At 66.6% G+C, this 23,171-nt stretch carries 22 protein-coding genes; 5 read left to right on the top strand and 17 right to left on the bottom strand.

Annotated features, from left to right (window positions below; all coding sequences use genetic code 11):
• Window positions 1-17: 17 nt before the first annotated feature.
• Window positions 18-377, top strand: coding sequence for an RNA polymerase-binding protein RbpA (locus BKA23_RS07920; RefSeq protein WP_145227055.1), 360 nt, complete (start codon window positions 18-20; stop codon window positions 375-377).
• Between the two features lie 92 nt (window positions 378-469).
• Here the strand turns inward: BKA23_RS07920 and BKA23_RS07915 are convergent, their stop codons facing one another.
• The 3 genes from BKA23_RS07915 to lnt are packed head-to-tail and all read right to left on the bottom strand — an operon-like array spanning window position 470 to window position 3,394.
• Entirely contained in the window at window positions 470-988 is a 519-nt protein-coding gene (locus BKA23_RS07915; RefSeq protein WP_145227053.1) for an FxsA family protein, read from the bottom strand.
• Complete coding sequence (locus tag BKA23_RS07910; RefSeq protein WP_145227051.1) at window positions 985-1,797, bottom strand: polyprenol monophosphomannose synthase; 813 nt, start codon at window positions 1,795-1,797, stop codon at window positions 985-987. Before BKA23_RS07910 ends, BKA23_RS07915 begins: the two co-directional genes overlap by 4 nt.
• Window positions 1,784-3,394: an apolipoprotein N-acyltransferase gene (lnt, locus tag BKA23_RS07905; protein ID WP_211841624.1), complete on the bottom strand. Its 1,611-nt coding sequence runs from the start codon at window positions 3,392-3,394 to the stop codon at window positions 1,784-1,786. The genes BKA23_RS07910 and lnt overlap by 14 nt, the downstream gene beginning before the upstream one ends.
• A gap of 314 nt (window positions 3,395-3,708) precedes the next feature.
• Between lnt and ybaK the strand changes: the two genes are divergently transcribed.
• Complete coding sequence (gene ybaK / locus BKA23_RS07900) at window positions 3,709-4,227, top strand: Cys-tRNA(Pro) deacylase (protein WP_281287541.1); 519 nt, start codon at window positions 3,709-3,711, stop codon at window positions 4,225-4,227.
• Window positions 4,228-4,278: 51 nt separating this feature from the next.
• Here ybaK and BKA23_RS07895 read toward each other — a convergent pair whose 3' ends face one another.
• Window positions 4,279-4,734 carry an Lrp/AsnC family transcriptional regulator gene (locus BKA23_RS07895; RefSeq protein WP_145227045.1) on the bottom strand — a complete coding sequence of 152 codons (456 nt, stop codon included), beginning with the start codon at window positions 4,732-4,734 and terminating at the stop codon, window positions 4,279-4,281.
• A gap of 121 nt (window positions 4,735-4,855) precedes the next feature.
• Here BKA23_RS07895 and BKA23_RS07890 point away from each other — a divergent pair, with 121 nt between their 5' ends.
• The gene (locus BKA23_RS07890) at window positions 4,856-5,782 is read left to right on the top strand and encodes a 5'-3' exonuclease (protein WP_145227043.1); all 927 of its coding nucleotides are present in this window, start codon (window positions 4,856-4,858) and stop codon (window positions 5,780-5,782) included.
• Between the two features lie 73 nt (window positions 5,783-5,855).
• Here the strand turns inward: BKA23_RS07890 and BKA23_RS07885 are convergent, their stop codons facing one another.
• The 11 genes from BKA23_RS07885 to pafA form a co-directional block, all read right to left on the bottom strand.
• Window positions 5,856-6,413: a PH domain-containing protein gene (locus BKA23_RS07885; protein WP_145227040.1), complete on the bottom strand. Its 558-nt coding sequence runs from the start codon at window positions 6,411-6,413 to the stop codon at window positions 5,856-5,858.
• Window positions 6,414-6,430: 17 nt separating this feature from the next.
• Complete coding sequence (locus BKA23_RS07880) at window positions 6,431-9,247, bottom strand: DEAD/DEAH box helicase (protein ID WP_145227038.1); 2,817 nt, start codon at window positions 9,245-9,247, stop codon at window positions 6,431-6,433.
• Window positions 9,248-9,274: 27 nt separating this feature from the next.
• On the bottom strand, window positions 9,275-10,108 hold the full coding sequence (tatC, locus tag BKA23_RS07875) for a twin-arginine translocase subunit TatC (RefSeq protein ID WP_246104513.1): 834 nt from the start codon (window positions 10,106-10,108) through the stop codon (window positions 9,275-9,277).
• Between the two features lie 45 nt (window positions 10,109-10,153).
• Entirely contained in the window at window positions 10,154-10,672 is a 519-nt protein-coding gene (gene tatA / locus BKA23_RS07870; protein ID WP_145227035.1) for a Sec-independent protein translocase subunit TatA, read from the bottom strand.
• Between the two features lie 55 nt (window positions 10,673-10,727).
• A complete protein-coding gene (locus BKA23_RS07865; RefSeq protein ID WP_145227033.1) occupies window positions 10,728-11,048 on the bottom strand; it encodes a hypothetical protein in 321 nt (106 codons plus the stop codon).
• Window positions 11,048-12,013: a helix-turn-helix transcriptional regulator gene (locus BKA23_RS07860; RefSeq protein ID WP_145227031.1), complete on the bottom strand. Its 966-nt coding sequence runs from the start codon at window positions 12,011-12,013 to the stop codon at window positions 11,048-11,050. Before BKA23_RS07860 ends, BKA23_RS07865 begins: the two co-directional genes overlap by 1 nt.
• Window positions 12,013-12,990, bottom strand: a complete 978-nt coding sequence (locus BKA23_RS07855; protein WP_145227029.1) for a helix-turn-helix transcriptional regulator — start codon at window positions 12,988-12,990, stop codon at window positions 12,013-12,015. Before BKA23_RS07855 ends, BKA23_RS07860 begins: the two co-directional genes overlap by 1 nt.
• A 50-nt stretch (window positions 12,991-13,040) precedes the next feature.
• Window positions 13,041-14,039: a cation diffusion facilitator family transporter gene (locus BKA23_RS07850; RefSeq protein ID WP_145227027.1), complete on the bottom strand. Its 999-nt coding sequence runs from the start codon at window positions 14,037-14,039 to the stop codon at window positions 13,041-13,043.
• Window positions 14,040-14,073: 34 nt separating this feature from the next.
• Window positions 14,074-14,493, bottom strand: coding sequence for an FKBP-type peptidyl-prolyl cis-trans isomerase (locus tag BKA23_RS07845; RefSeq protein WP_145227025.1), 420 nt, complete (start codon window positions 14,491-14,493; stop codon window positions 14,074-14,076).
• Between the two features lie 30 nt (window positions 14,494-14,523).
• Entirely contained in the window at window positions 14,524-15,558 is a 1,035-nt protein-coding gene (locus BKA23_RS07840; RefSeq protein ID WP_145227023.1) for an FKBP-type peptidyl-prolyl cis-trans isomerase, read from the bottom strand.
• Window positions 15,559-15,667: 109 nt separating this feature from the next.
• Window positions 15,668-17,029, bottom strand: coding sequence for a Pup--protein ligase (gene pafA / locus BKA23_RS07835; RefSeq protein ID WP_145227021.1), 1,362 nt, complete (start codon window positions 17,027-17,029; stop codon window positions 15,668-15,670).
• A gap of 76 nt (window positions 17,030-17,105) precedes the next feature.
• Between pafA and BKA23_RS07830 the strand changes: the two genes are divergently transcribed.
• Window positions 17,106-18,098 (top strand): NAD-dependent epimerase/dehydratase family protein, encoded by a 993-nt coding sequence (locus tag BKA23_RS07830; protein WP_145227019.1) that lies wholly within the window; start codon window positions 17,106-17,108, stop codon window positions 18,096-18,098.
• 165 nt (window positions 18,099-18,263) lie between these two features.
• Window positions 18,264-19,220: an agmatinase gene (gene speB / locus BKA23_RS07825; RefSeq protein WP_145227017.1), complete on the top strand. Its 957-nt coding sequence runs from the start codon at window positions 18,264-18,266 to the stop codon at window positions 19,218-19,220.
• Between the two features lie 3 nt (window positions 19,221-19,223).
• Here speB and BKA23_RS07820 read toward each other — a convergent pair whose 3' ends face one another.
• Window positions 19,224-21,098, bottom strand: a complete 1,875-nt coding sequence (locus BKA23_RS07820; protein ID WP_170226419.1) for an ABC transporter ATP-binding protein — start codon at window positions 21,096-21,098, stop codon at window positions 19,224-19,226.
• On the bottom strand, window positions 21,095-23,110 hold the full coding sequence (locus BKA23_RS07815; RefSeq protein WP_246104512.1) for an ABC transporter ATP-binding protein: 2,016 nt from the start codon (window positions 23,108-23,110) through the stop codon (window positions 21,095-21,097). Before BKA23_RS07815 ends, BKA23_RS07820 begins: the two co-directional genes overlap by 4 nt.
• Between the last annotated feature and the right edge of the window lie 61 nt (window positions 23,111-23,171).

Here is a 23,171-nt window from a genome sequence, read left to right as displayed (position 1 = left end):
GGAAGAAGTGATGGGTCATGGCAGAGCGTTCATTGCGAGGGACCAACCTCAGCACCCTGTCGTTGGAGACTGAAGACGGAATTGCCTTCAGCGAGCGGCAGCTGGTGCGGTATGTCTGCCCCGAGAACCACGTCAGTGAACTGCCGTTCTCCGTCGAGGCAGACGTTCCGCTCATCTGGGAATGCCGCTGCGGAGCCGAGGCTCTGCTGCAGGACGGCCCCGAGCCGCAGCGCAAGCCGGTCAAGCCGGTCCGGACCCACTGGGACATGCTGCTGGAGCGCCGCTCGATCCCGGAGCTCGAGGAACTTCTGGAGGAGCGCCTCACGTTGCTGCGTGCCTCGCGTGGTGAGAAGCCGCGTCGCAAGCGCAGCGCCTGAGCGCCCGCCGCCGACGTATGACGAAGGGCCTGACCGGACTCGGTCAGGCCCTTCGTTTACGCTGTGAGCATCGTGGCCGGCCGCCGGCGCTATCAGTTCAGGCGGTCGTCTTCGACGATCTCGCCCTCGATGATGTCGCCGCTGCGGCTGTCGTGTGCGATGTGGTCGGCGCGCGGTGACGCACCGCTGCCGCCATACGGCGTGGCGGTGAACTGCACCACCCGTCGGGCCAACAGTGCGCGCACGATCACCCTCGACAGGTGCCGTGCGCCCGGCAGGATCGCGATGAGTCCGATCAGCGAGGTCACGAAACCCGGCACGAGCAGAAGCACACCGCCGACCACGAGTTGTGGTGCATCCGCAAGCTGCTGCGACGGCGGTCGCCCGGTGCGCACGGCTTCCCGCAACTCGCTCACAGCCTCGCGAGAGGCACGCTTGATGACCAGCACTCCGACGACGAAGCACGCTGCAAGCGCTACGAGTGTCCACCAGCCGATGACATGCCACACCACGACGATGACGATGATCTCGATCACCGGCATCAGCAGGGCCAGCACGAGCAGCAGGCGCGCCCAGAACGGCAGTCGCGAGGTGCGACCCGTCTTGCTCACGAGGTCACCCGCCGCCGGGCGCCGACCACCCGCCGACCGACCTTGCCGACCAGCGCCTTCGCCTGGTCGGTGCGATAGGCAATACCCCACTGTGTGATGTTGAGCAGCGACTCACGGGCGATGTCGGGGTTCATCTTGGATTCTCCGATCTCCCGTTCGACGAAGGTGATCGGGACCTCCACGACGGTCAAGCCTGATCGCACCGCACGCCAGGTGAGATCGGCCTGGAAGCAGTAACCGTACGACGCGACATCCTGCAGTCCGATGGTGTGCAGGGCGGACGCCGTATAGACACGGTAACCCGCCGTCGCGTCGTTGACACCCATGCCGAGCAAGGTCTTGATGTAGATGTTGCCGCCGACGCTGAGGGCCTTGCGGCTCAACGGCCAATTCACGACCCGTCCGCCACGGATCCAGCGTGAACCGATCACAAGGTCGGCATGGCGCGCGGCCTCGAGCAGGGTCGGCAGTGTTTGGGCGGGGTGTGAACCATCGGCATCCATCTCGACCAGCCGGTCGTAACCGCGGTCCAGGCCCCACGCGAAGCCTTCCAGATAGGCCTTGCCCAAACCTTCCTTCGCAGTGCGGTGCAGCACCATCACATGATCGTCGTTGCCGGCGATCTCGTCGGCGAGTGCACCAGTTCCGTCGGGCGAATTGTCATCGAGCACCAGGATGTGCGCGTGCGGCACCGCCGACCGCACCTTGGAGACGATCACCGGCAGATTCTCGCGCTCGTTGTATGTCGGGATCAGCACCAGCACCTTGTCGGCCGCGGTGTCGAGCGTCGTGATCTCAGGCAAGCTCATGAACTTTCTGCTGTGGGGTCGTCGCTGCCTTCGAGCGACGAGACGACCGGTTCGCAACGATGGCAACGCCGCACAGGAGCAACGCGGCAGCACTACCGATCCATTCCGGAACAGCGCCCACTTCGGTCGCGAGCGTCATCTGCGTGCGTAACGGCAGTGCACCGTCCAGAGCGGCTGCTGTGAACAGGCTTGTCTTGTCGTGCACGACGCCGTCCGGGGTGATCAAACCACTGACACCGACGGTCGAGATGTGCACGATCGACCGGCCGTACTCGATTGCCGTGATACGGGAGATCGCCAGCTGCTGCTCCGATTCGGCGGTGTATCCGAAGGTGGCGTTGTTGGTTTGCACCGCCAGGATCTGCGCGCCGTCCCGCACCGCATTGCGGGTCAGTGAGTCGTAGGCGACTTCGAAACAGATGATGGGGGCGATCTTCACCTGACCGTTGGTCGTCGTCGGGATCGTGAACAGACCGGTCTTGTGTCCGGCGACGAAGTTGCCGGCCAGGTCGACCTTGCTGGAGAAGTGCCGGAAGAACGAGCGGTACGGCATGTACTCCGCGAACGGCACCGGGTGCTGTTTGACGTACTCCGCCACGATCCCCTTGCCCGGCTCGTACAACAGCGACGTGTTGCTGGTGTGCCCCACCGGCTGATCCAGCACGGCTCCGACGATCAGCGGCACCCCGAGGTTGTTGACGGTCTGGGTGATCTCGGTCGCCGCGTCCGGATTGCGCGTCGGGTCGATGTCGGAGGAGTTCTCCGGCCAGATCACGACCGCGGGCTGCTTCATGAGCCCGGCGCGGATCTTGGCCGCAGCCTTGTCGGTCTCGCGGACATGGTCATCAAGCACGGCACGTCGCTGCGCATTGAATTCCAGTCCTGCCGTCGGCACATCGCCCTGTATGGCGAGGACCTGCAGCTTGGGGCCGTTCGTCGGTGTGGGGTATCCAGCGGACACCGCGACGACGGCGATCGCCGCGACGGCCGGCCAGCATCGGCGGGCCCAGCCTGCGACGTCGCGTGTCCGGATGCGTTCCGCGGCGACGGCGAGTGCTCCACCGAGCAGAGCGACGGTGAAGGTCAACCCGGGCGCTCCGAATATGGACGCGAGGTGCGACAGCGGTGAACCGGCCTGGGACCACGCCAACCGTGCCCAGGGAAATCCACCGAACGGCATCGAGTCGCGGATGGCCTCCTGCAGCACCCACAACAGGGCGATCGCGAACGGCCGGATGTGTGGGCCGTCTGCGGGCGTCAACATGCGACGTGCCCACGGCGGGAGCCGATTCCACGGACGCGCAGACTGCACCAGCGAGCACAGCGCGCACATCACCGCGATGTAGACCGATTCGGTGATCGACAGCGCGAGCCACGGCACCGCCCCGACATACGTGCCCGCCCAGTGCAGCGTGGGTCCGAAGCAGGCGAACCCGCCGACGAGACCGAGCAGGAATCCCGCTCTGGGCCGCGAACCGCGCGTCGCCATTGCGAGGAGTGCGACGCCGACGATGGCCAACGGCCAGACAGCGGGGCCTGGGAAGGAGAGCCAGATGCACAGGCCACCGGCCACGGCGAGGGCGAGGCGCACGATCACCCGCACAGCGTAGGTGACCCGGGTGAAGCGAAGCTGTGCGGCATACAGATGGGCCCGCATCGTCGTTGGGACCAATACGCCGCGGCATGCAGCGCACGTTTTCTACTAGACAGCGGGCCCATCCGTAGCCTGTCGCCCCTCCCCGCAGCGGCGGGACGTGAGACCTGAATTTACCGATCCTGGCTCACCTGTCAACCGTCGTCTGACCTGCGACGATCTGCGTTCGTGCAGGTCAGCCTGCCGCGCTCGGATCCAGATTCATCCCGACGCGACGGCGTGTTGCCGACGACACGCCGTAGCCCATCATGGACGGTGTGAATCCGCGCGCGAACACATCGAAAACGACGCCCTCACCAGTCACACCGGCCACGCTCGCCATGGCGGCGGCCGGCATCGCCTTCACGGTGCACGAGTACCACCACGACCCGTCGGTCACCGCGTATGGCGCGGAGGCGGCTGCGGTGCTCGCCGTCGATCCCGCGCGAGTCTTCAAAACGCTCGTCGTCGCAACCGACCGTGTCGATGACAAAGGTCTGGTGGTCGCGGTGGTGCCGGTGTCGCAGCGACTCGACGTCAAAGCCCTCGCGGCGGCGGTGGGGTGCAAGCGGGCAACCTTGGCGGACGGGCAGGTGGCCGAACGTATGACGGGGTACCGCGTCGGCGGCATCAGTCCGATCGGACAGAAGCGGCCACTCACCACCGTGCTGGACGATTCGATGACCACACTGGCCACGGTGCTGGTCAGCGGCGGACGGCGCGGCATGGACGTCGAGGTGGCTCCTGGTGACCTGCAGACGATCACCCGCGCGTTGTTCGCGCCCATCGCCCGATGACGTGCAGCCGAGGTCGGCTCCAGATGGGCCGGCGTCCTGCTGAGGTCGTCACTACGGATGCGACTGCGTGGCCAACGGTGAGCGGTCTTCCCATGGCGTGCTGAGCACGACCGTCGTACGGGTGGTGACATTGGCGGCGGCGCGAACCCGGGCGAGCAACAGTTCCAATTCACCCGGGCCGGCAACGCGCGCCTTCAGCACGTAGCTCTCGTCGCCTGCCACGGAAAAACACGAATCCAGTTCGCGGATGTCGTGCAGCCGCTCTGGCACATCGTCCGGTGCAGCCGGATCGACCGGAGTGACCGAGATGAGCGCGGTGAGCGGCATACCGGCCTGTTCGGCGTCGACGACGGCGCGATAACCACGGAGTGTGCCGCGCTCTTCCAGACGGCGCACCCGTTGGTGGACCGCCGACGTCGACAACCCGGTGGACTTGCCCAGATCGGTGTAGCTGAGCCGGGCGTCGGCGGCCAGCAGTTCGACGATGCGCCGGTCGAGATCCTCCATGGACGCACTGTAGTGCGACGAGGCCCCCGGCCCCGGCAACCCTGCGCGAGGCTGACCTGCACCGCTGTCGACGAACGTGGCCCGTTTGTCCGGTGTCGGCTCGGTGCAGCAGCATAGGCACATGAAACGGCGTCTGCTGCTCCTGGATTCGGCCAGCCTGTACTTCCGGGCCTTCTACGGTGTGCCGGACCGGCGGCGCAACCCGTCCGACCTGCCCAACAATGCGATTCGCGGATTTGTCGACATGATCGCCACGCTCGTCAACGACCACGCTCCGACCGACCTTGTCGCCTGCTGGGACAACGACTGGCGGCCGCAGTTCCGCGTCGACGCGATCCCGTCATACAAGGCGCACCGCGTCACCGAAGGAACCGCCGGTGCCGAGGAATCGCCGGACGACCTGACTCCGCAGGTGCCGGTGATCGTCGAAGTGTTGCGCGCGATCGGCATCTGCCGTCTGGGTGTCGACGGCTACGAGGCCGATGACGTGATCGGCAGCTTGGCCGTGCGCGCGCACGGCGTCAGTGAGGTCGACGTGGTCACCGGTGACCGTGACCTGTTCCAGCTGGTCGACGACGAGCAGAGCGTCCGGGTGCTTTACACTGCCAAAGGTGGCGTCCGAACACCCGACGTCGTCGATCAGGCCTTTCTCCAGCAGAAGTACGACGTGTCGTCCGGCGCCGCATATGCCGACATGGCGGTCTTGCGCGGTGACGCCAGCGACGGGCTGCCTGGAGTCTCCGGGATCGGCGAGAAGACCGCTGCGGCGCTGATCAACCGGTATGGCGATCTGGCGTCGCTGCGTGCCGCGGTCAGCAGCGGCGATCCGACGTTGAAGGGTGCTCAGCGCGCGCGTCTGGAGGCCGCATCGGCGTATCTGGACGTCGCACCCACGGTGGTGCAGGTCGCCCGAAACATCGACATACCAACAGGTTTCGACCCGTCCGTGCCGACTCGCGTCGCGGATCCAGCTCGACTGGACGAGCTTGTGGCACAGGCCGATCTGCGTACGCCGGTCAGCCGATTGCTGGCTGCGTTGAGCGTGTGAGGCGGCGGGCGATCCCCTCGCCGGAGCGTGACGATGCGGTGCGAAGCACGTCCGCGGCCGCTGGGGTGGTCGGTCAGTAGCCGGAACGTCCGTGGTGCGAGCGGGGGTCGCCGGGCGGGAAGGTGCCGTCATCGTCGCCACCGTCGTCGTGGTGGAACAGCAGCTCGTTGAGCCGCACCTGCACTTCTTCGACGCGCGGCACGTCATACAGCCGTACACCGGTTTGCTCGGTGGCATCGTGGACCACGAGCGTGCCGCACCCGAGCATGCGATCGAGCAGGCCCTTCTCGTAGGACACGTCATTGATGCGATAGAGCGGTATGTCGCGTCCTGACTTGCTGATGACGCCGCGACGAGTGATCAGCCGACGGTTGGTGATCACGTAGATCGTGGTCAACCACCGCAGCACCGGCACCACGACGAACCACACCAGCACGATGAGCGCGACGATCCACAAGGCGAGCGTCAGCCACCCCGACCAGCCTTTGTCGCTGAACCACACCGATCCGGCAAGGGCGATGACGATGGTGACCATTGCGATGAGGATCGGTCCGAGGATCGCCTTGGCGTGGGTTCGCATCTCCATGTCAATCTGCTCACCGCGAGCCAGATGCTTGGGGTTGAAGGCCATACCGGCATCCTGCCACGTCAGTCCAGGCGGTCGGCCGCGACGACACCGCGCATCACGAGGTCGATTGCCGCGCGAGCGTTCTCCCGCAGCACCGCATGTGTTGCCGCAGCGGCGATCTGGTCGAGCAGGTCGACGAGCTGCTTGCAGCGCCGCACGAAGTCACCTGCCGACAGGTCGCTGTCGCGCAGCACGGTCTCCAACCGGCCGCCGCCTGCCCATCGGTGCACGACCCAGGCGATTCCGGCATCGGGTTCCCCCATCACCGCCAAACCCAATCGCCGCTGGGCCTGTTGGAGGCCGACGGCGATGCGCACCATCTCCGCGTGGGCGTCGCGCACGGCATCGTTGGGCATGCGCGGAGCTTCGGGCTGAGGATCGCGCCGCGGCTCGTAGAACAGCGAGCTGACGGCGGCGGCCAGTGATGCCGGGTCCAGCCTGCGCCATACGTCGTGGTGCAGGCACTCCGCGGCGAGCAGATCCTTCTCCGCGTAGAGACGCTGCAGCACTTCCCCCTGGGCGGTGACTCGCTCGCCGTCCGCGGAGAGATAGCCGCGTTCGGACAGCAGGTCGCAGATCCGGTCGAAGGTCCGCGCGACCGTGTGGGTGCGGCTGTCGACCTGGCGGCGCAGGCCCTCGGTGTCCTGCTGCAGCCGCCACCAGCGTTCGGCCCATCGCGCGTGCTGCTCGCGATGGGGACAGTCGTGGCACGGATGCCGGCGCAGTTGGTCGCGCAACTGCTCGATCTGCTTGCGCTCCTGCGCGTCCTGTAGGTCGGGGCCGTTGTCCTTGCCGGGCGCGGGCGGCGGTTCCGCACGCAGCAGATTGCGCAGGCTCGACGCCAGGTCGCGACGCGCCCGCGGGCTGCGACTGGAGAACGACGCAGGGATCGGCAACCGGTTGACCGGCTCGACCTCGTCGCGCACATCGGTCTCGGTGAGCCGGCGCACCTGTGCGTCCAGGGTGAGCACGGTCGGGTCGGCACCCGCTTTCGGCCGCCGGTCCGGCGGTATGACGACGGCGTAACCGGCCCGACGTCCGTCGGGCACGCTGATCACGTCACCGGGCGTCAGCTGTGTCAGCGACACCGCTGCCGCGGCCTGCCTGCTGGCGGAGCGGCGCTTGCCGGTGGCCTTCTCGAGGTCGCTGAGTCGTCGGCGCAGTCCGGAGTACTCGGTGAAGTCGCCGAGGTGGCAACGCATGGCCTCGGCATAACCCTCCAGAGCTTCGTCATTGCGCTGGATGGCGCGGGCGATCCCCACGACAGCGCGGTCCGCCTGAAATTGCGCGAACGACTGCTCGAGGACCTGCCGCGCCCGCCAACGGCCCACCTGCGCAACGAGATTGACGGCCATGTTCGATGTGGGGACGAAGGACGATCGCAACGGGAAGGTCCGGGTCGACGCCAGACCCGCAACGGCATCGGGCTCGAGGCCACGTGAGTGCAGCACCACGGCGTGGCCCTCGAAGTCGATCCCGCGACGACCGGCACGCCCGGTCAACTGGGTGAACTCCGCGGGCGTGATGTCGGCGTGGGTCTCGCCGTTGTACTTCACCAGGCGTTCGAGCACGACGGTGCGGGCCGGCATGTTGATGCCGAGTGCGAGGGTCTCGGTCGCGAACACGGCCATGATCTCGCCGGCAGTGAACAACTCCTCGACGATCTCGCGGAAGGTCGGCAGCATGCCGGCGTGGTGCGCGGCGAACCCGCGGCTGAGGCCTTCGACGAAGTCGTAGTAACCGAGGACGGCGAGATCCTCCTCGGGAAGTCCGGCGACACGCTCCTCGACCAGACGGCGAATCCGTCGGCCGGCCTGATCGCTGATGAGGTTGGTGCCCCACGACAACAGTTGTCCCACGGCCGCTTCGCAGCCGACACGACTGAAGATGAAGGTGATTGCCGGCAGCAGCCCGTCGCGGTCGAGGGCCTCGATGACCTCCGGACGGCTCGGGCCGCGTGGCGGGCGGCCCTGTCGGACGACCTCGCGGCCGCTGCCACCCCTCGTGCGGCCGTGGCGCCCCCGTGGCGCACCGGCGTCCTCGCGTCTGCCGTAACGACTCCCCCGGTCTGCTTCGATCTGCGAAATGCGCTGCAGCAGTTGAGGATTGACACGCAATCGCGAGCTGTCACGGTCGTCGTCGACGAACAGGTCGTACAACGACCGGCCGACCATCATGTGTTGCCACAGCGGCACGGGCCGGTGTTCTTCGACGATCACGTCGGTGTCGCCGCGCACCTCGCGCAACCAGTCGCCGAACTCCTCGGCGTTGCTCACGGTCGCCGACAGCGAGATCACCTGCACCGACGGAGGTAGTTGGACGATGACCTCCTCCCAGACGGCTCCGCGGAACCTGTCTGCCAGATAGTGCACCTCGTCCATGACGACGAAACCGAGACGTTCCAGGGTCGCTGAGCCGGCGTAGATCATGTTGCGCAGCACCTCGGTGGTCATGACCACGATCGGTGCCTCACCGTTGATGGAGGAGTCACCGGTCAGCAGGCCGACCGAGGCTGCGCCATACCGCTCGGACAGGTCGGTGTATTTCTGGTTCGACAGCGCCTTGATCGGCGTGGTGTAGAACGTCTTTCGCCCGGTCTGGACCGCCAGGTATGCCGCAAACTCGCCCACCACGGTCTTGCCGGAACCAGTGGGAGCCGCGACCAGCACGCCGCGCCCCTGCTGAACTGCGGTGCATCCCTGCACCTGGAAATCGTCGAGCGGAAAGTCGTAGCCGTCGGCGAAACGGGTGACGTGGCTGGAGTCGAACCGCGGTCGTTCAGAACCGTCACCAGTGTTGCGACTGTCAGCGGCGTCGCGCTGAACGGGATTCGGCATGGTGGTCAGGCTAGTTGCCCGACCCGGTCAGAGCGTGGAGCGTTGATCGTCCGGCAGGTCGAGCCAGTCGGGCCGGGCGTCGCCCTGTGCCTTGGCGCGGCGTTTGTCCAGGATCAGAGCGATAAGGACTGCCGCGAAGTAGAGCACGATCATCGGCACCATGAGCGCCAGCATCGACCAGGCGTCGGGGCTCGGGCTCATCACGGCGGAGAAGACGGCGATGAGCATGATCGCCACACGCCAGCTCTTGATCATCAACCGGCCGGGCAGGATGCGCAGCATGTTGAGACCGGTGAGGAAGACCGGCAACAGGAAGGCGAAGCCGAAGGCCAGGACGAACTTCGTCACGAAGGAGACGTACTTGTTGGCGTCGGTGAAGTTGGCGCTGAGGCTGGTGTTCGGCGTGCTGCCGATCAGGAACGAGATCGCGTTGGGCAGCGCGAGTGTGGACACCCAGCAACCCAGAGCAAACAACGGGACAGCGGTGCAGATGAAGCCGCGGCTGATCCGCTTCTCCTTCTTGGTCAACCCCGGTGCAAGGAATCCCCAGATCTGCCACAGCCAGATCGGACTCGACACCAGGATGCCGAACCAGATCGAGAGTTTGAGCTTGATGCCGAATGCTTCCGTCACGCCATTGGCGCTGAAGTTGAGCAGGCCGGCCCGGGGGTTGTGCTTGTGCACCACGTCGAGAGGGTGCTCGAGCCACGGGATGATTGTGTGCTCGTAGATGATCCAGCCCCAGATGCCGGCAACAAGGATTGCCAGTGCCGCGATCAGCGCCCGTCGTCGGAATTCGCGGAAGTGCTCCCCCAACGACATCCGGGCTTCCGGATTGTCCTTACGCCGTAACAGCGCCATCGATGTGAGTCGTCTTTCGCCGGAGATCTGCCCTGAGGCAGTGGATCAGGCGCCCGCGCCCGGTTGGTTACCAGGCTGCTGCGGATATGCCTGAGGCTGCTGCTGCGACGGCTGGGTCTGAGTCGGCTGGGTCTGTGCGGGAGCAACGGGCGCCTGCTGATAGGCGGGTTGGACCGGCGATTGCTGCGGGTAGGCAGCGGGCTGCTGGTAGGCAGGTGCCGGGGCCGGCTGCTGCGGATATCCGGCAGGTTGCTGATATGTGGGGGTGGCAGCGGGCTGCTGATAGCCGGACTGCTCGGGTGCAGTGGGCTGAGCCCACTGCTGCTGGTAGCCAGGAACCGACGCTTCTCCCGGGACGGCACCCGGCTGTGCCGTCTGACCGGGAACGGTCTGCCCTGCGGCCGGACTGTTGCCGTCTTCGTGGTCGCTGAGTTCGCTCTTCAGGATGCGCGCTGACCGGCCGAGGCTGCGCGCGGCGTCCGGCAGCCTCTTCCAACCGAACAGAATGACGACGACGAGCACCAGGATGACGATGTGCCACGGCTCGATCGCACCACGAAACATGACGAACTCCTCAGAGGATGAATGCGGTCGACCTCACGTCGGTCGCACCTACGTGTCAGTCTACGTGATCGACCCAGTCCGGGCGGTGTGCGTGTCGGCGTGCTGCCCGCTCCGCACGGGTTCGCCGGCGAAGGTCGGCGCGCTGCTGCCGCACGACGGCCGGATGCTGCAGCACCGCGAGGTCGTCGACATCCCGCAGTTCGCTCTCCAGATCCCGGACCCGCTGCTCGATCTCGCTGAGACGATCGCTCGCCTGAGCGAGTTCCCGCCCCAGTGCCTTCAGCGGCGACCAGAGGCGCCACAACCGCCAGGCGACATATGCGGCACCGACAACTGTGAGCGCGAGCCACAGGAGGACCCATCCCCACCACGGCATCACAGGCCGTATGCCGCAAGTGCCTCCGCGGCGCCCTGCGCCACTTCGGAACGCAGGTGGGCGGGTTCAAGGACTTCGGCCGCACCACCGAGGCGCCATACCAATTGCCGCAACCAGGTCAGGTCGCCGGTGCGGACAGTCAGCGTCAATGTGCCGTCGGCGTGCCGATCCACCGTCTCGGCCGGGTAATAGTCGGCGACCCAGGCCGCCTCCGGCTGCAGTCGCAGGGTCGCCCGCAGGTCGTCCGGACCGGGAGTGAACAGATCGGTCCCGAGGTCCCGCGGGTGAGCTTCCGCCGGCGGGGTGCCGTCGACGTCGAGCACGTCGATGCCGACCACGCGATCCAGCCGGAAGAGCCGGACATCTGCGGCGCGATGGCACCAGCCTTCGAGATACCAGTGGCCGTCGAGGCTGATCAACCGCATCGGATCGACGTCGCGCTCGGTCGTCTCGTCCCGCGAGGCGACGACGTACGTCAGGTGGACGCGGCGATGACCGGCCAGTGCCGTCCGGGCTGCCGACAACGTGTCCGACGGCACCGTCGTAGCCAGTGCGACCTTGACCCGGTCGGAAGCGGTGCTCGAATCACCCGCAGCCTCGACGAGTTTCGCCAGTGCGCGATCAACGGCGTCGTGCTCGTCCAGGCCGGGGACGGCCGCCAGGGCGCGCAGCCCGACGATGAGCGCCGTTGCCTCGTCGAGGCCCAGCCGCAGTGGCCGGGCGATGGTGTCGGCATTGCGCAGGTACACCCGCCCGACATCCCACTCGGCTTCGATCAGGTCGTCGGGCATGTGCCCGGGCGTCCCGCAGACGAACAGCAGGTTGAGGTCGGCCTCGACCTGCGCAGGGGTGACGCCGAGTTCGGCGGCGGCCTCGGCGATGTCGATACCCTGCCGGTTGATCAGCCACGGCACCATCGTCAGCAGTCTCGCGAGCCGGTCGGTCGCGCTCTCGTTGGTGGGCATCAGGCTGCTCCGTTGCTCTGCATCGCCGCCTGCAGCCGGCGGATCACGGCCTGACGGAGTTCCGGCGGATCGACGACACGCACAGACGGGCCGAATCCGGCGATCTCGTCCGCGAAGAGCTCCGCGTCGGTGAAGCCGATCACGAGTTCCGTCCCGACCTCGGTGGTGGTCCGCGACGCTGCCCGCCGCAGGAGAGCGTTGCCGGCGCCGGTCCGCACGAGCAGGGTCGCGCTCAGCGGCGTGCTGGCAGGTTCGGATCCGGCGATCATCACCAACGGATCGTGGTCCGCCGGGACGTCATAGGCGGCATCCTTGCCGGACGCTCGGACCGCACCCTCGATCCGGCTGAGGCGGAACACGCGCGGCGCAGCTCGGTCGAGGTCGAACCCGGTGACATACCAGCGGCCGTGCCAGTTGGTGACAGCCCACGGCTGCAGCCGCCGCTGGGATGCGTCGCCGCCGACCTTGCGATAGGTGAACGTGATGACCCGCCGCCGCAGCGCCGCATCCTTGACTGCGGTGAAGGCAGGCTCGCTGGTGCGAATCCGTGGCTCGAGGCCGACGAGTGACGAGGCGTCACGCTCGACCTCGGCGGCTTCGAGTTTGCGCAGGGCGGTGGCCGCCGGGCCGGCGAGACTGGCCTGCTGCCAGGTGCGGCTGGCCAGACCGAGCACAGCGAGTTCGTCGGACTCGAATGCGATCTCGGGAAGGGCATACTCGCGACGGTCGATGCGATATCCGGTCTCGTCGTCGAAATAGGCGTCGATAGGCTCCATGCGCAGCGGGATTCCCATGTCGCGCAGTTCGTCCTTGTCACGCTCGAACATGCGGTCAAAGGCTTCGTCGGAGGTGGACTCGCCATACTGCGGGACGGCTCGTCGGATGTGCGCCTTGGACAGCGGCTGGCGGGTGTAGAGAAGACAGATCACCAGATTGAGCAGCCGCTCGGTCTTTGCGGCGGGTGACGGCGAAGCCATGGCCCGACCGTATCTCATCGACCGGGCGCGAATCGTCGTCGACGGTTGGGTCAGGGCACCAGCGATTCTTCGTCGGCAGCGGACAGGCTGAGCACCGCGCCGACGACCGCCGGACCCTCGCAGATCCTGGCCTCGAGAGCACGCAGCTGCTCGGCGACGGTGTGCTCGACCGAATCGCCGACGAGGTCGACGTCCCCCACCAGGTAGACCTTTCGCGGGCCGACGATCTCCAGCCGCAGATAGGTCACCCGGTCGACCTCCGGCCGGGCAAGGATGGACTTCAATGCTGCCGAGCGCACCTGCGGGTCGACCTCCTCCCCGACCAGGAAGCGCAGGTTGCGGCGGATCAGGATGACCGCGACTACGGCGAGCACCACACCCACGACGATGGAGCCGATGGAGTCCGGGGCAGGTGATCCGGTGGCCTGGTGCAGACCGAGGCCGACGGCCGCGACGACGAGCCCGATGAGGGCGGCAGCATCCTCGGCGAACACCGCGCGCAGCGTCGGGTCCGATGTGGCCAGGACGTGTTCGAGCAGGTCGCGGTCGAACTCCTGCGCTCCGGCTTTCGCCTGCCGCACGGACTGCAGGAAGGAGACGCCTTCAAGCACGCACGCGATGACCAGCACGATGTAACCGATCGCGAAATCACTCGCCGGCTCGGGGTTGATCAACTCCTGGATCCCGTGCCAGATCGAGACGGCCGCACCGGCGACGAACAAGCCGATGGCCGCGAACATGGACCAGACGTAGGCCTCCCGGCCGTAGCCCAGCGGATGCTGCTCGTCCGGAGCGCGTCGGGAGCGGCGATCAGCGACCAGCAGCAGGACCTCGTTGCCCGAATCGGCCCACGAGTGCGCGGCCTCGGCGACGAGCGAGGCCGATCCGGTCAACACCGCTGCGGCTGACTTCGCCAGAGCCACGAGGACGTTCGCGATCAGGGCGATGACGACGGTCAGCGTGCTCTCGCCGGACTGGCCGTCCGGGTCGCCGTCGGCGTGCTGCAGCGCACCCAGATCGAAAGCGCCGGACCCATGGGGTGATTCCATGGATCCGACGCTATCGGGACGTGCTGGCGGCGCCTCAGCCGATGCCGAAGGCTGCTCCGGCGCCGGGCTTGTTGGCCGACACCAGATCGACCACGAAGATCAGTGTCTCCCCCGGCCCGATCGCCGAGCCGGCGCCACGGTCGCCATACGCGAGATGGGACGGGATGGTGAGCTTGCGCCGGCCGCCGACCTTCATACCGACCAGGCCTTGGTCCCACCCGGGGATCACCTGGCCGACGCCGACCTGGAAGCCGAGCGGCTCACCGCGGTTCCAGGAGGAGTCGAACTCCTCGCCGGTCGACCATGCGACGCCGACGTAGTGTGCGCGAATCTGGTCGCCGGCCTGAGCCTGCGGACCGTCGCCCACCTCGATGTCCTCGATCACGAGGTCGGCGGGCGCTTCGTCACCGGGGAAGTCGATGTCGGGCTTGGTGGTGTTCTCGTTGAAAACCATTGGTGCTCCTAGGAAGTCGAAGGTGCCCGGTCAGCCCACACCGAGGATGTCGACGACGAAGACGATCGTGTCGGTGCCCTTGATGATCGTCTGCCCGGAGGAGTTCGTCTGGCCCTTGCTGCCGTATCCGTCGGCCGGAGGCACCACGATCAGGACACGGTCGCCGACTTTCTTGCCCACCAGGGTCTTGTCCCAGCCGGTGATGACCTGGCCCTCGCCGATGACGAAGGACGCCGGCGCGCCCGCGCGGGAACCGGTCGAGTCGAACAGTGTGCCGGCCTTCCCGTTGACCCAGACGACGCCGGTGTAGGCGACGATCAGGGTCTGACCCTTCTTGACCGTGGCCCCGGTGCCGTTGATCAGATTCTGCGACTCCAGCGTCTTGGGCGGGTTCGCGTCAGGCATCGTGATCGTCGCCGGGGAGGCCGGGCCGTTCATCTTGACCGTCGGGAAACCGGACTTCGGCGCGGCGTCGGTGCCGCTCACCAGCGGGTTGGTGGCGGCGGTGACCTTCATGTAGAACACCAGGGTGTCGGTCGGCGCAATGCCGTAGGTGCTGTTGCCGGAGGTGCCGAAGCCGTCGGCCGGCGGGATGGCGACAGTTTCGGCCGTGCCGACCTTGACGTTCTTCAGGGCGGTGATCAGGCCCGGGAACTGGCTGGGGTCCTTCATGTAGATCGGCACGGGCGTCGTGAAGGTCTGGGTCAGCATCTTGCCGCTGGCGCCGTCGGCGACCGCGTAGTTGACCACAGCGACCTGGTCGGCGCCGACCGTCGCACCGGTGCCCTTGGTGAGCACGTCGACGGTGGTCTTGTTGACCTGGAAGGGCTTCTTGCCCAAAGTGATCGTCGGATTCGAGCTGTTGGGGTTGTTGACCTTGATGGCCGACATCGGACTGACGTCCTGTGGCGCGATGCTCGTCGTGGTGGCCGAGGACGAGCTGGACGCGGACGTCGAAGCCGACGAACTGGATCCCGTGGCGTTGGACTTGCTGCTGCCGCAGCCGGCGAGCAGCGCCGCTGGCAGGACACCGAGTGCGAGCAGACGGACTGGGAAACGGCGCACGAAATCGAACCTCTTGGTATGTCGGGGGACTCTGGGTCGAACTACACCTGACAGATCATGTGCCACCAGGCGGCGCCCACCATAACGCGGCGGGCTGTGCGACCTGCCCTCACATCCCGTCGATGAGGCGCTGCACCCGGGCGTCCGTGGCGGCGAACGGGTCCTTCACCAGGACCGTGCGCTGCGCCTGGTCGTTGAGCTTCAGGTGCACCCAGTCCACCGTGAAATCCCGGCGGTGCGCTTGCGCCGCGCGGATGAAGTCGCCGCGCAACTTCGCGCGTGTCGTCTGCGGCGGGTAGGTCTTTGACTGGAAGACCTCGACATCCGAACACACCCGAGCAGCCTGCCCACGACGCTGCAGCAGGTAGAAGAGGCCGCGACGCCTGTTGATGTCGTGATAGGTCAGATCGAGCTGCAGCATCCGGGGATGGTCGAGGGGCAGATCGTGCCGCGCGCCATACTGGTCGAGCAGTTTGTGCTTGATCACCCAGTCGATCTCGGTGTCGACGATGCCGAGATTGCCGGTGTCGACCGCGGTCAGTGTGCGGCCCCACAGATCCATGATCCGTTTGGTGAGATCGTCGGTCAGACCCTTCTGGTCGACGAACTGGCTGGCCTTGTCGAAATATTCGGTTTGCAGTTGCAGCGCGGACAGTTCCCGGCCGTTGGCCAAGCGCACCGGATTGCGCCCGGTGATGTCGTGGCTGATCTCGCGTATGGCGCGAATCGGGTTCTCCAGACTGAGATCCCGCATGCTGACGCCCTCCTCGATCATCCGCAGCACCAGGTGGGCCGAGCCGAGCTTGAGCATCGTGGTGGTCTCACTCATGTTGCTGTCACCGACGATCACGTGCAGGCGCCGGTACCGCTCGGCATCCGCATGCGGTTCGTCCCGGGTGTTGATGATCGGTCGTGACCGCGTCGTTGCGCTGCTGACGCCCTCCCAGATGTGGTCGGCACGCTGACTGACGCAGTAGGTCGGCTTGTGACCGAGCAGTGCGATCTTGCCCGCGCCGCAGGTGATCTGCCGGCTGACGAGAAACGGGATGAGTATGTCGGAGACCTTCTGGAACTCACCCGCGCGACCGATGAGGAAGTTCTCGTGACAACCGTAGGAGTTACCTGCCGAATCGGTGTTGTTCTTGAAGACGAAGATCTTGCCTTCGATGCCCTCGTCCGCGAGACGGCTCTGTGCATCCTCGACGAGGCCCTCGATGACCCGCTCGCCGGCCTTGTCGTGGATCACCGCCTCACGCACGTCGTCGCACTCGGGAGTGGCGTACTCCGGGTGGCTGCCCACATCGAGATACAGCCGTGAACCGTTGCCCAGGAAGACATTCGATGAGCGACCCCACGAGACAACCTTGCGGAACAGGTAGCGCGCAACCTCGTCGGGCGTGAGCCGGCGCTGGCCGTCGAACGTGCAGGTGACGCCGTACTCGTTCTCGATTCCGAAGATCCGCCGCTCCATGGGCCAAGCGTAGGCGAGGCAGGGCCTGACGGTCGGTGACCTTGCCGTGCGAGGTCTGCCGTGATGGGCTGAGCGGATGCGCGTACTCGTTCTCGGCGGCACGTCATGGCTCGGTCACCAGGTCGCTTCGACCGCACTCGTCCAGGGTCATGACGTCGTCTGCCTCGCCCGCGGCAATGGTCCGGTGCCGACGGGCGCGACCCTTGTGAAGGCGGATCGTGCCGACAATGAAGGGTATTCGCGACTGGCGGGCGAATTCGATGCCGCGATCGACGTCGCGCGTGATCCGGCCCACGTGGCTGGCGCGGTGGCGGCGCTGGAAGCACGGATCGAGCATTGGGTGCTGGTGTCGTCGTGCTCGGTGTACGCCACCCACGACCGGCCGGGCGCGGCCGAGGACGCGCCGCTGCTGCCCGCCCTGACCACGGCGTACAGCGACGAGTTCTACGGAGAGGGCAAGGTGGCCTGTGAGCAGGCACTGGCTGCGGCTCTGACCGCGGATCGCTTCCTCGTCGCGCGATCCGGTCTGATCACCGGTCCCGGTGACATCTCCGACCGGACCGGCTACTGGCCGCTGCGCTTGGCGCATCCGGCGGCAGAGGGACGGGTGCTCGCACCTGCGAGCGGCGCTCAGCCGGTGCAGCTCATCGACGTCCGCGACCTGGCGGACTTCCTCGTCCTTGCCGCAACCAGCCGAATTGCCGGGACCCTCAACGTTTCCGGGCGTGTCACGACGATGCACGACTACTTCCTGGATGTTGCTGCGGTGACCGCCTTCAGCGGCGAACTGGTGCTCGCCGATGCGGACTGGCTGACCGAGCGAGGTGTGCAACCGTGGGCCGGTCCGCGCAGCCTGCCGCTGTGGTTGCCCGGTGCGGCATACGCCGGTTTCATGGCCCGCTCAGTCGATGCTGCGTATGCCACCGGGCTGCGCACCCGCGACATGCGCGAGTCGATCACCGACACCCTCGCCTGGGAGTTACAGGCAGGACCTGGGCGGCAGCGGAAAGCCGGTCTCAGCGCGGCCGAGGAGCGTGAGCTGCTCTCGCAGCTGGGTGCCGGCAACTAGCGGCGAGACTCCGTGCACGGTCCGCGCTCGCGCGGATATTCGACGCTGCGGCGGCGATGCCCGCCCTGGTGTCGAAGATCGAGCCCAGGGGTGAGGGTGCAGCACTAGATTTGCCCTCGGCGTGTTGTGATGCGCGTCATCGGATCGCCTGCGAGGAGAACCTGCATGACCACGCCGATCGGACCAGCGGACGGATCCGCGTCACCACGTTTCGGAGGTCTGACGACCTTCGCCCGGCTCCCCCGTCTGGACCAGGTGCCGACCAGCGACATCGTCGTGCTCGGTATGCCGTTCGATTCCGGTGTGTCCTACCGACCTGGTGCACGGTTCGGCCCGGCGCACATCCGCCAGGCGAGCAGGTTGCTGCGGCCGTACAACCCGGCACTGGACATCGCGCCCTTCGACACGGTGCAGGTCAGCGACGGCGGCGACATCGACCTCAACCCGTTCGACATCCATGCAGCGATCGAGTCCGCCGAGCACGCCGCGCGCTCGTATGCCGATCGCGGATCCCGGCTGATGACCATCGGCGGTGACCACACCCTGTCACTACCGCTGCTGCGCGCGGCGGCTGCGGCATACGGTCCTGTTGCATTGGTGCACTTCGACGCCCACCTGGACACCTGGGACACCTACTTCGGCGCCGAGTACACACACGGCACACCGTTCCGCCGTGCCGTCGAGGAAGGCATTCTCGACACCGAGGCGCTCAGTCACATCGGCACCCGCGGACCGCTCTATGGCAAGAAGGACCTGGAAGACGACCGTCGATTCGGCTTCGGGATCCTCACCGCCGCTGATGTCCTGCGTCAGGGCGTCGACGAGGTGGTTGACCGGTTGCGTCAGCGGATCGGCACCCGACCGGTCTACGTCTCGGTGGACATCGACGTGCTCGACCCCGCGCACGCGCCGGGCACCGGAACACCGGAGGCCGGCGGCATGACCAGTCGTGAACTGCTGGAGATCCTGCGCGGCCTCGCCGGTTGCCACATCATCGGAGCCGATGTGGTGGAGGTGTCTGCGGCATACGACCACGCGGAGATCACCGGCATCGCGGCGTCGCACACGGCATACGACCTGATCAGCCTGATGGCGATGGATCTCGCGGGGCAGACCGACTGAGGTTCAGGCCAGCGAGGACACCCACGCCTCGTGCAGCGCGGCATACCGGCCGTCCTCGGATCCGATGAGCTGTGCCGGCGGACCGTCTTCCAGGACCTGGCCGTGCTCGAGCACGAGCACCCGGTCGGCGACCTCGACCGTCGAGAGCCGGTGGGCGATGATCAGTGCGGTGCGGTCGGCGAGCACGGTCTCCAGGGCACGTTGCACCAGCCGCTCGCTGGGAATGTCCAGCGACGACGTCGCTTCGTCCAGGATCAACACGGCGGGATCGGCGAGGAAGGCACGTGCGAACGCCACCAGTTGTCGCTGCCCCGCCGAGAGCCGGCCGCCGCGTTTGGCCACGTCGGTGTCATAGCCGTGCGGCAGCTGTGCGATGAAGTGGTGAGCGCCCACCGCCTCGGCCGCCCCACGGATCTCGTCATCGGTCGCGGTCGGTCGGCCGAAGCGGATGTTGTCGGCGACAGACCCCTCGAACATGAAGTTCTCCTGGGTCACCATCACGACGTGCTGCCGCAACTGCGCCTGCTCGATGTCGCGCAGGTCGGTGCCGTCCAGCAGCACTCGCCCCGAGGTCGGATCGTAGAAGCGGGCGAGCAGCTTGGCGATGGTGGTCTTGCCGGCACCGGTGGTGCCGACCAGCGCCACGGTCTGCCCGGCAGGTATGTCGAGCGTGAGGCCGGGCAGCACCGGCCGGTCGGCGACATACCCGAAGTGCACATCGTCGAAACGCATGGCGCCGTGCAGATCGCGCAGCGGCAGTGGCTGCTCGGGGTCACTGATCGCGGGTTTGTGCGCGAGCACACCGGCGAGCTTCTCCAGCGCCGAAGATGCCGACTGGAAGGTGTTGAAGAACTGGGTGATGTCCTGCATCGGCTCGAAGAACATCCGCAGATACAACAGGAACGCGGTGAGCACGCCGATCGTCATGTGTCCGTGCAGCACCCGCCATCCGCCGTAGATGAGCACGACTCCGGTCATCACGTTGCCGACGAGGGACACCGACGGCATGAAAATCGCGACCAAGCGGAAGGTCTTCTCGTTGATCGCACGATAACGGTCGGCCACCTCCTCGAAGATCTCCTGGTTGCGCGGCTCCCGGCGGTAGGCCTGGACAGCTTTGATGCCGGTCATGGTCTCGACGAACTGCACGATGACCAGCGCCGCGCTCTCACGAACCTCGCGGTAGGTCTTGGCCGACGCCCCACGGAACCACGCACTGAGCGCGATGAGGATCGGAAAGCTGATCAGGCAGATGAGGCCGAGCTCGACGTTGAGGAAGACCAGCAGTATGGCGGTGCCGATCAACGTGAGCACGGCCGTTATCAGACTGTCGAAGCCGTTCTCGAGCATCTCCTGGATGGCCTCGACGTCGTTGGTGGACCGGCTGACCACGCGCCCGGAGGTGTACTTGTCATGGAAGGTGACGTCGAGATCCTGGAAGTGGCGGAACACCCTGCGCCGCAGGGTCAGCAGCACGCGCTCACCGATCTCCCCCGACCTGCGGAGGAAGAACACCCGGCTCGTGGCCTGCACAAGCACGACCGCAACGAGCACTGACACGATCGTGATGAGGTCGTGGTAGTTGTGATGGTCGGTGATCGGTGGCACACCGTGGTCGATACCGAGTTGCACGAGCAGTGGGACCGACAGCCTCGCGAGGTTCTCGACCACGACGATGACCATCAGGATCAGCACCATGCGCTTGTACGGCGTGAGCAGTGACCGCAGCAGGGCGCGCGCTTCCGCGCGGCGTGGAGCAGTCTCGTCGATCGGCAGATCGTCCGAGGCCTCTGACATCAGGCCACGCCAACGTTCCTCGGGCTTGGACAGCGGTGCATCGGCCGAAACGTGTTCTGGCTGCTGGGTGTCGGTGCTCATCGGCGGGCCTCCTCTGCCGTTTCCGAGGGATAGCGGTCTCCGCGGTCACGGCAGACCTCGTCGGTCGCGGACTCGACAAGGTGGCGTTCGTCAGCAGCCAGGCGCTCGTCGTCTTGGGTCCACGTCGGCTCGGGCATGGCGTCGTCGAGCTCGTCGTCGGCCGCCAACAGGAACCGGTAGCTGGGCACCGTCGCGAGCAGTTGGGCGTGCGTGCCGACATGGGTGATCGTGCCGTGTTCGAGCAGCGCCACCTTATCGGCGAGCAGCACGGTCGACGCGCGGTGCGCCACCACGATGCCGGTGACATCGTGCAGCACCCGGCGCAGCGCCTGCTCGACGAGAGCTTCGGTGTGGACGTCCAGTGCGGACAGGGTGTCGTCGAGCACCAGGACACGCGGACGCGCGAGGACAGCCCGAGCCAATGACAACCGTTGCCGCTGCCCACCCGACAGACTCATGCCCTGCTCTCCGATGCGGGTGTCGAGGCCGAAGGGCAGGTCGTGCACGAAGTGCGCCTGCGCAACGTCGATGGCCTGGGCGATCTCGTTATAGGTCGCATCGGGCCGGCCCAGCGTGAGGTTCTCGCGTACGGACAGCGAGAACAGCGTCGGATCCTCGAACGCGGTCGCGACCGTCGACCGCAGTGCTGTCAGGGTCAGCTCCCGTATGTCGACACCGTCGATGCGGATGCAGCCCTCGCTGACGTCATAGAGCCGCGGCACCAATGATGTGAGCACCGACTTGCCCGAGCCGGTCGCGCCGACCAGGGCGATCGTCTCGCCCGGCTCGAGGACGAGGTCGACGTGCCGAAGCGCCCACGCCGAGTCGTCGGCCGCCGGCGGAGTGACGGCAGCGGAGTCGTCGGAGACGTCGTGCTCCCCCGCATGAGCGGGCGGCCCCGGAAACCGGAAGCCCACGTCGACGAACTCCAGGCGGCCGGCGCCGGACACGGCGTCGACGGGACCATCGCTGATCTCGGGCTCCGTGTCGAAGATCTCGGCGACCCGGTCGGCGGCCGTCATCGCCTCCTGGGTCATCGAGAGCAAGAAACCGAGCGACGCGATCGGCCACACCAACGACAGCATCATCGTGATGAACGCAACAAGGGTGCCGATGGTAATGCGGCCGGATCCCGTTGCGGCTGCTCCGAATCCGAGCACCACGATGAGGGTGATGTTGGGGATGACTTCGAGCATCGTCCAGAAGCGCGCCTGCAGCCGGACCTTGCGCACCTGTATGTCGAACAGATGGGTGACCTGGGTGTCGAATCGGTCGTAGACGTACTGCTCACGACCGAAGGACTTCACGACTCGCAGCCCGAGCGCGGATTCTTCGACATTGGTCGCCACGACGCCGGACTGATCCTGCGCCATACGCGACAGCGCGGTGAACTGCCGCTGGTTGTGCAGGACGGTCACGGTGATCGGCAGGATCGAGATCAGAACGATCACGCCCAGCGGCCAGTACAACGCCAGCAGGATCGCGGTGATCGCGATGATCTGCAGGATGTTGAGCAGCAGGAAGACCAGTCCGAAACTGAGGAACCTGCGAACAGTGCTCAGGTCGCTCATGATGCGTGAGAGAAGCTGGCCGGACTGCCAGTTGTTGTGGAACGACATCGGCAGGATCTGCAGGCGCGCGTAGAGATCCTTGCGGATGTCGCGCTCGACTCCCATGGTCGCCCGCGACACCAGCCACCGCCGGATGAACCACAGAATCGCCTCTGACATGCCGACGGCCAGGGCGGCAGCACCAAGGGTCCACAGGTGGTGTTGGTCGTGATGGCGGACCGGCCCGTCGATGACTGCCTTGGTCATCAGCGGTATGGCGACGGTCGCGCCAAGACTGGTGATCGCGACGATCACCATCGTCAGCCACCTCGCCCGGTAGGGCAGCAGATAGGGCAGCAAGCGCAACAGATCGGTATGCCGGCGCCGACGCTCCGGGGCCGGTGCGATCACCGGACGCGAGACAAATCCGGCCTGCCCCGGGGTGTGAGTTGTGACGGTCACCGGGGCAGGGTGGTCCATGAGTGCGCAGGTCCTGACTGTGGGGCGGGTGGTGGCAGGACAC

It is taken from the genome of Rudaeicoccus suwonensis (assembly GCF_007829035.1).
Classification (GTDB): Bacteria; Actinomycetota; Actinomycetes; order Actinomycetales; family Dermatophilaceae; genus Rudaeicoccus; species Rudaeicoccus suwonensis.
The sequence above is the reverse complement of the archived record's forward strand: the minus strand, read 5'-3'. Positions and strand labels throughout refer to the sequence as shown.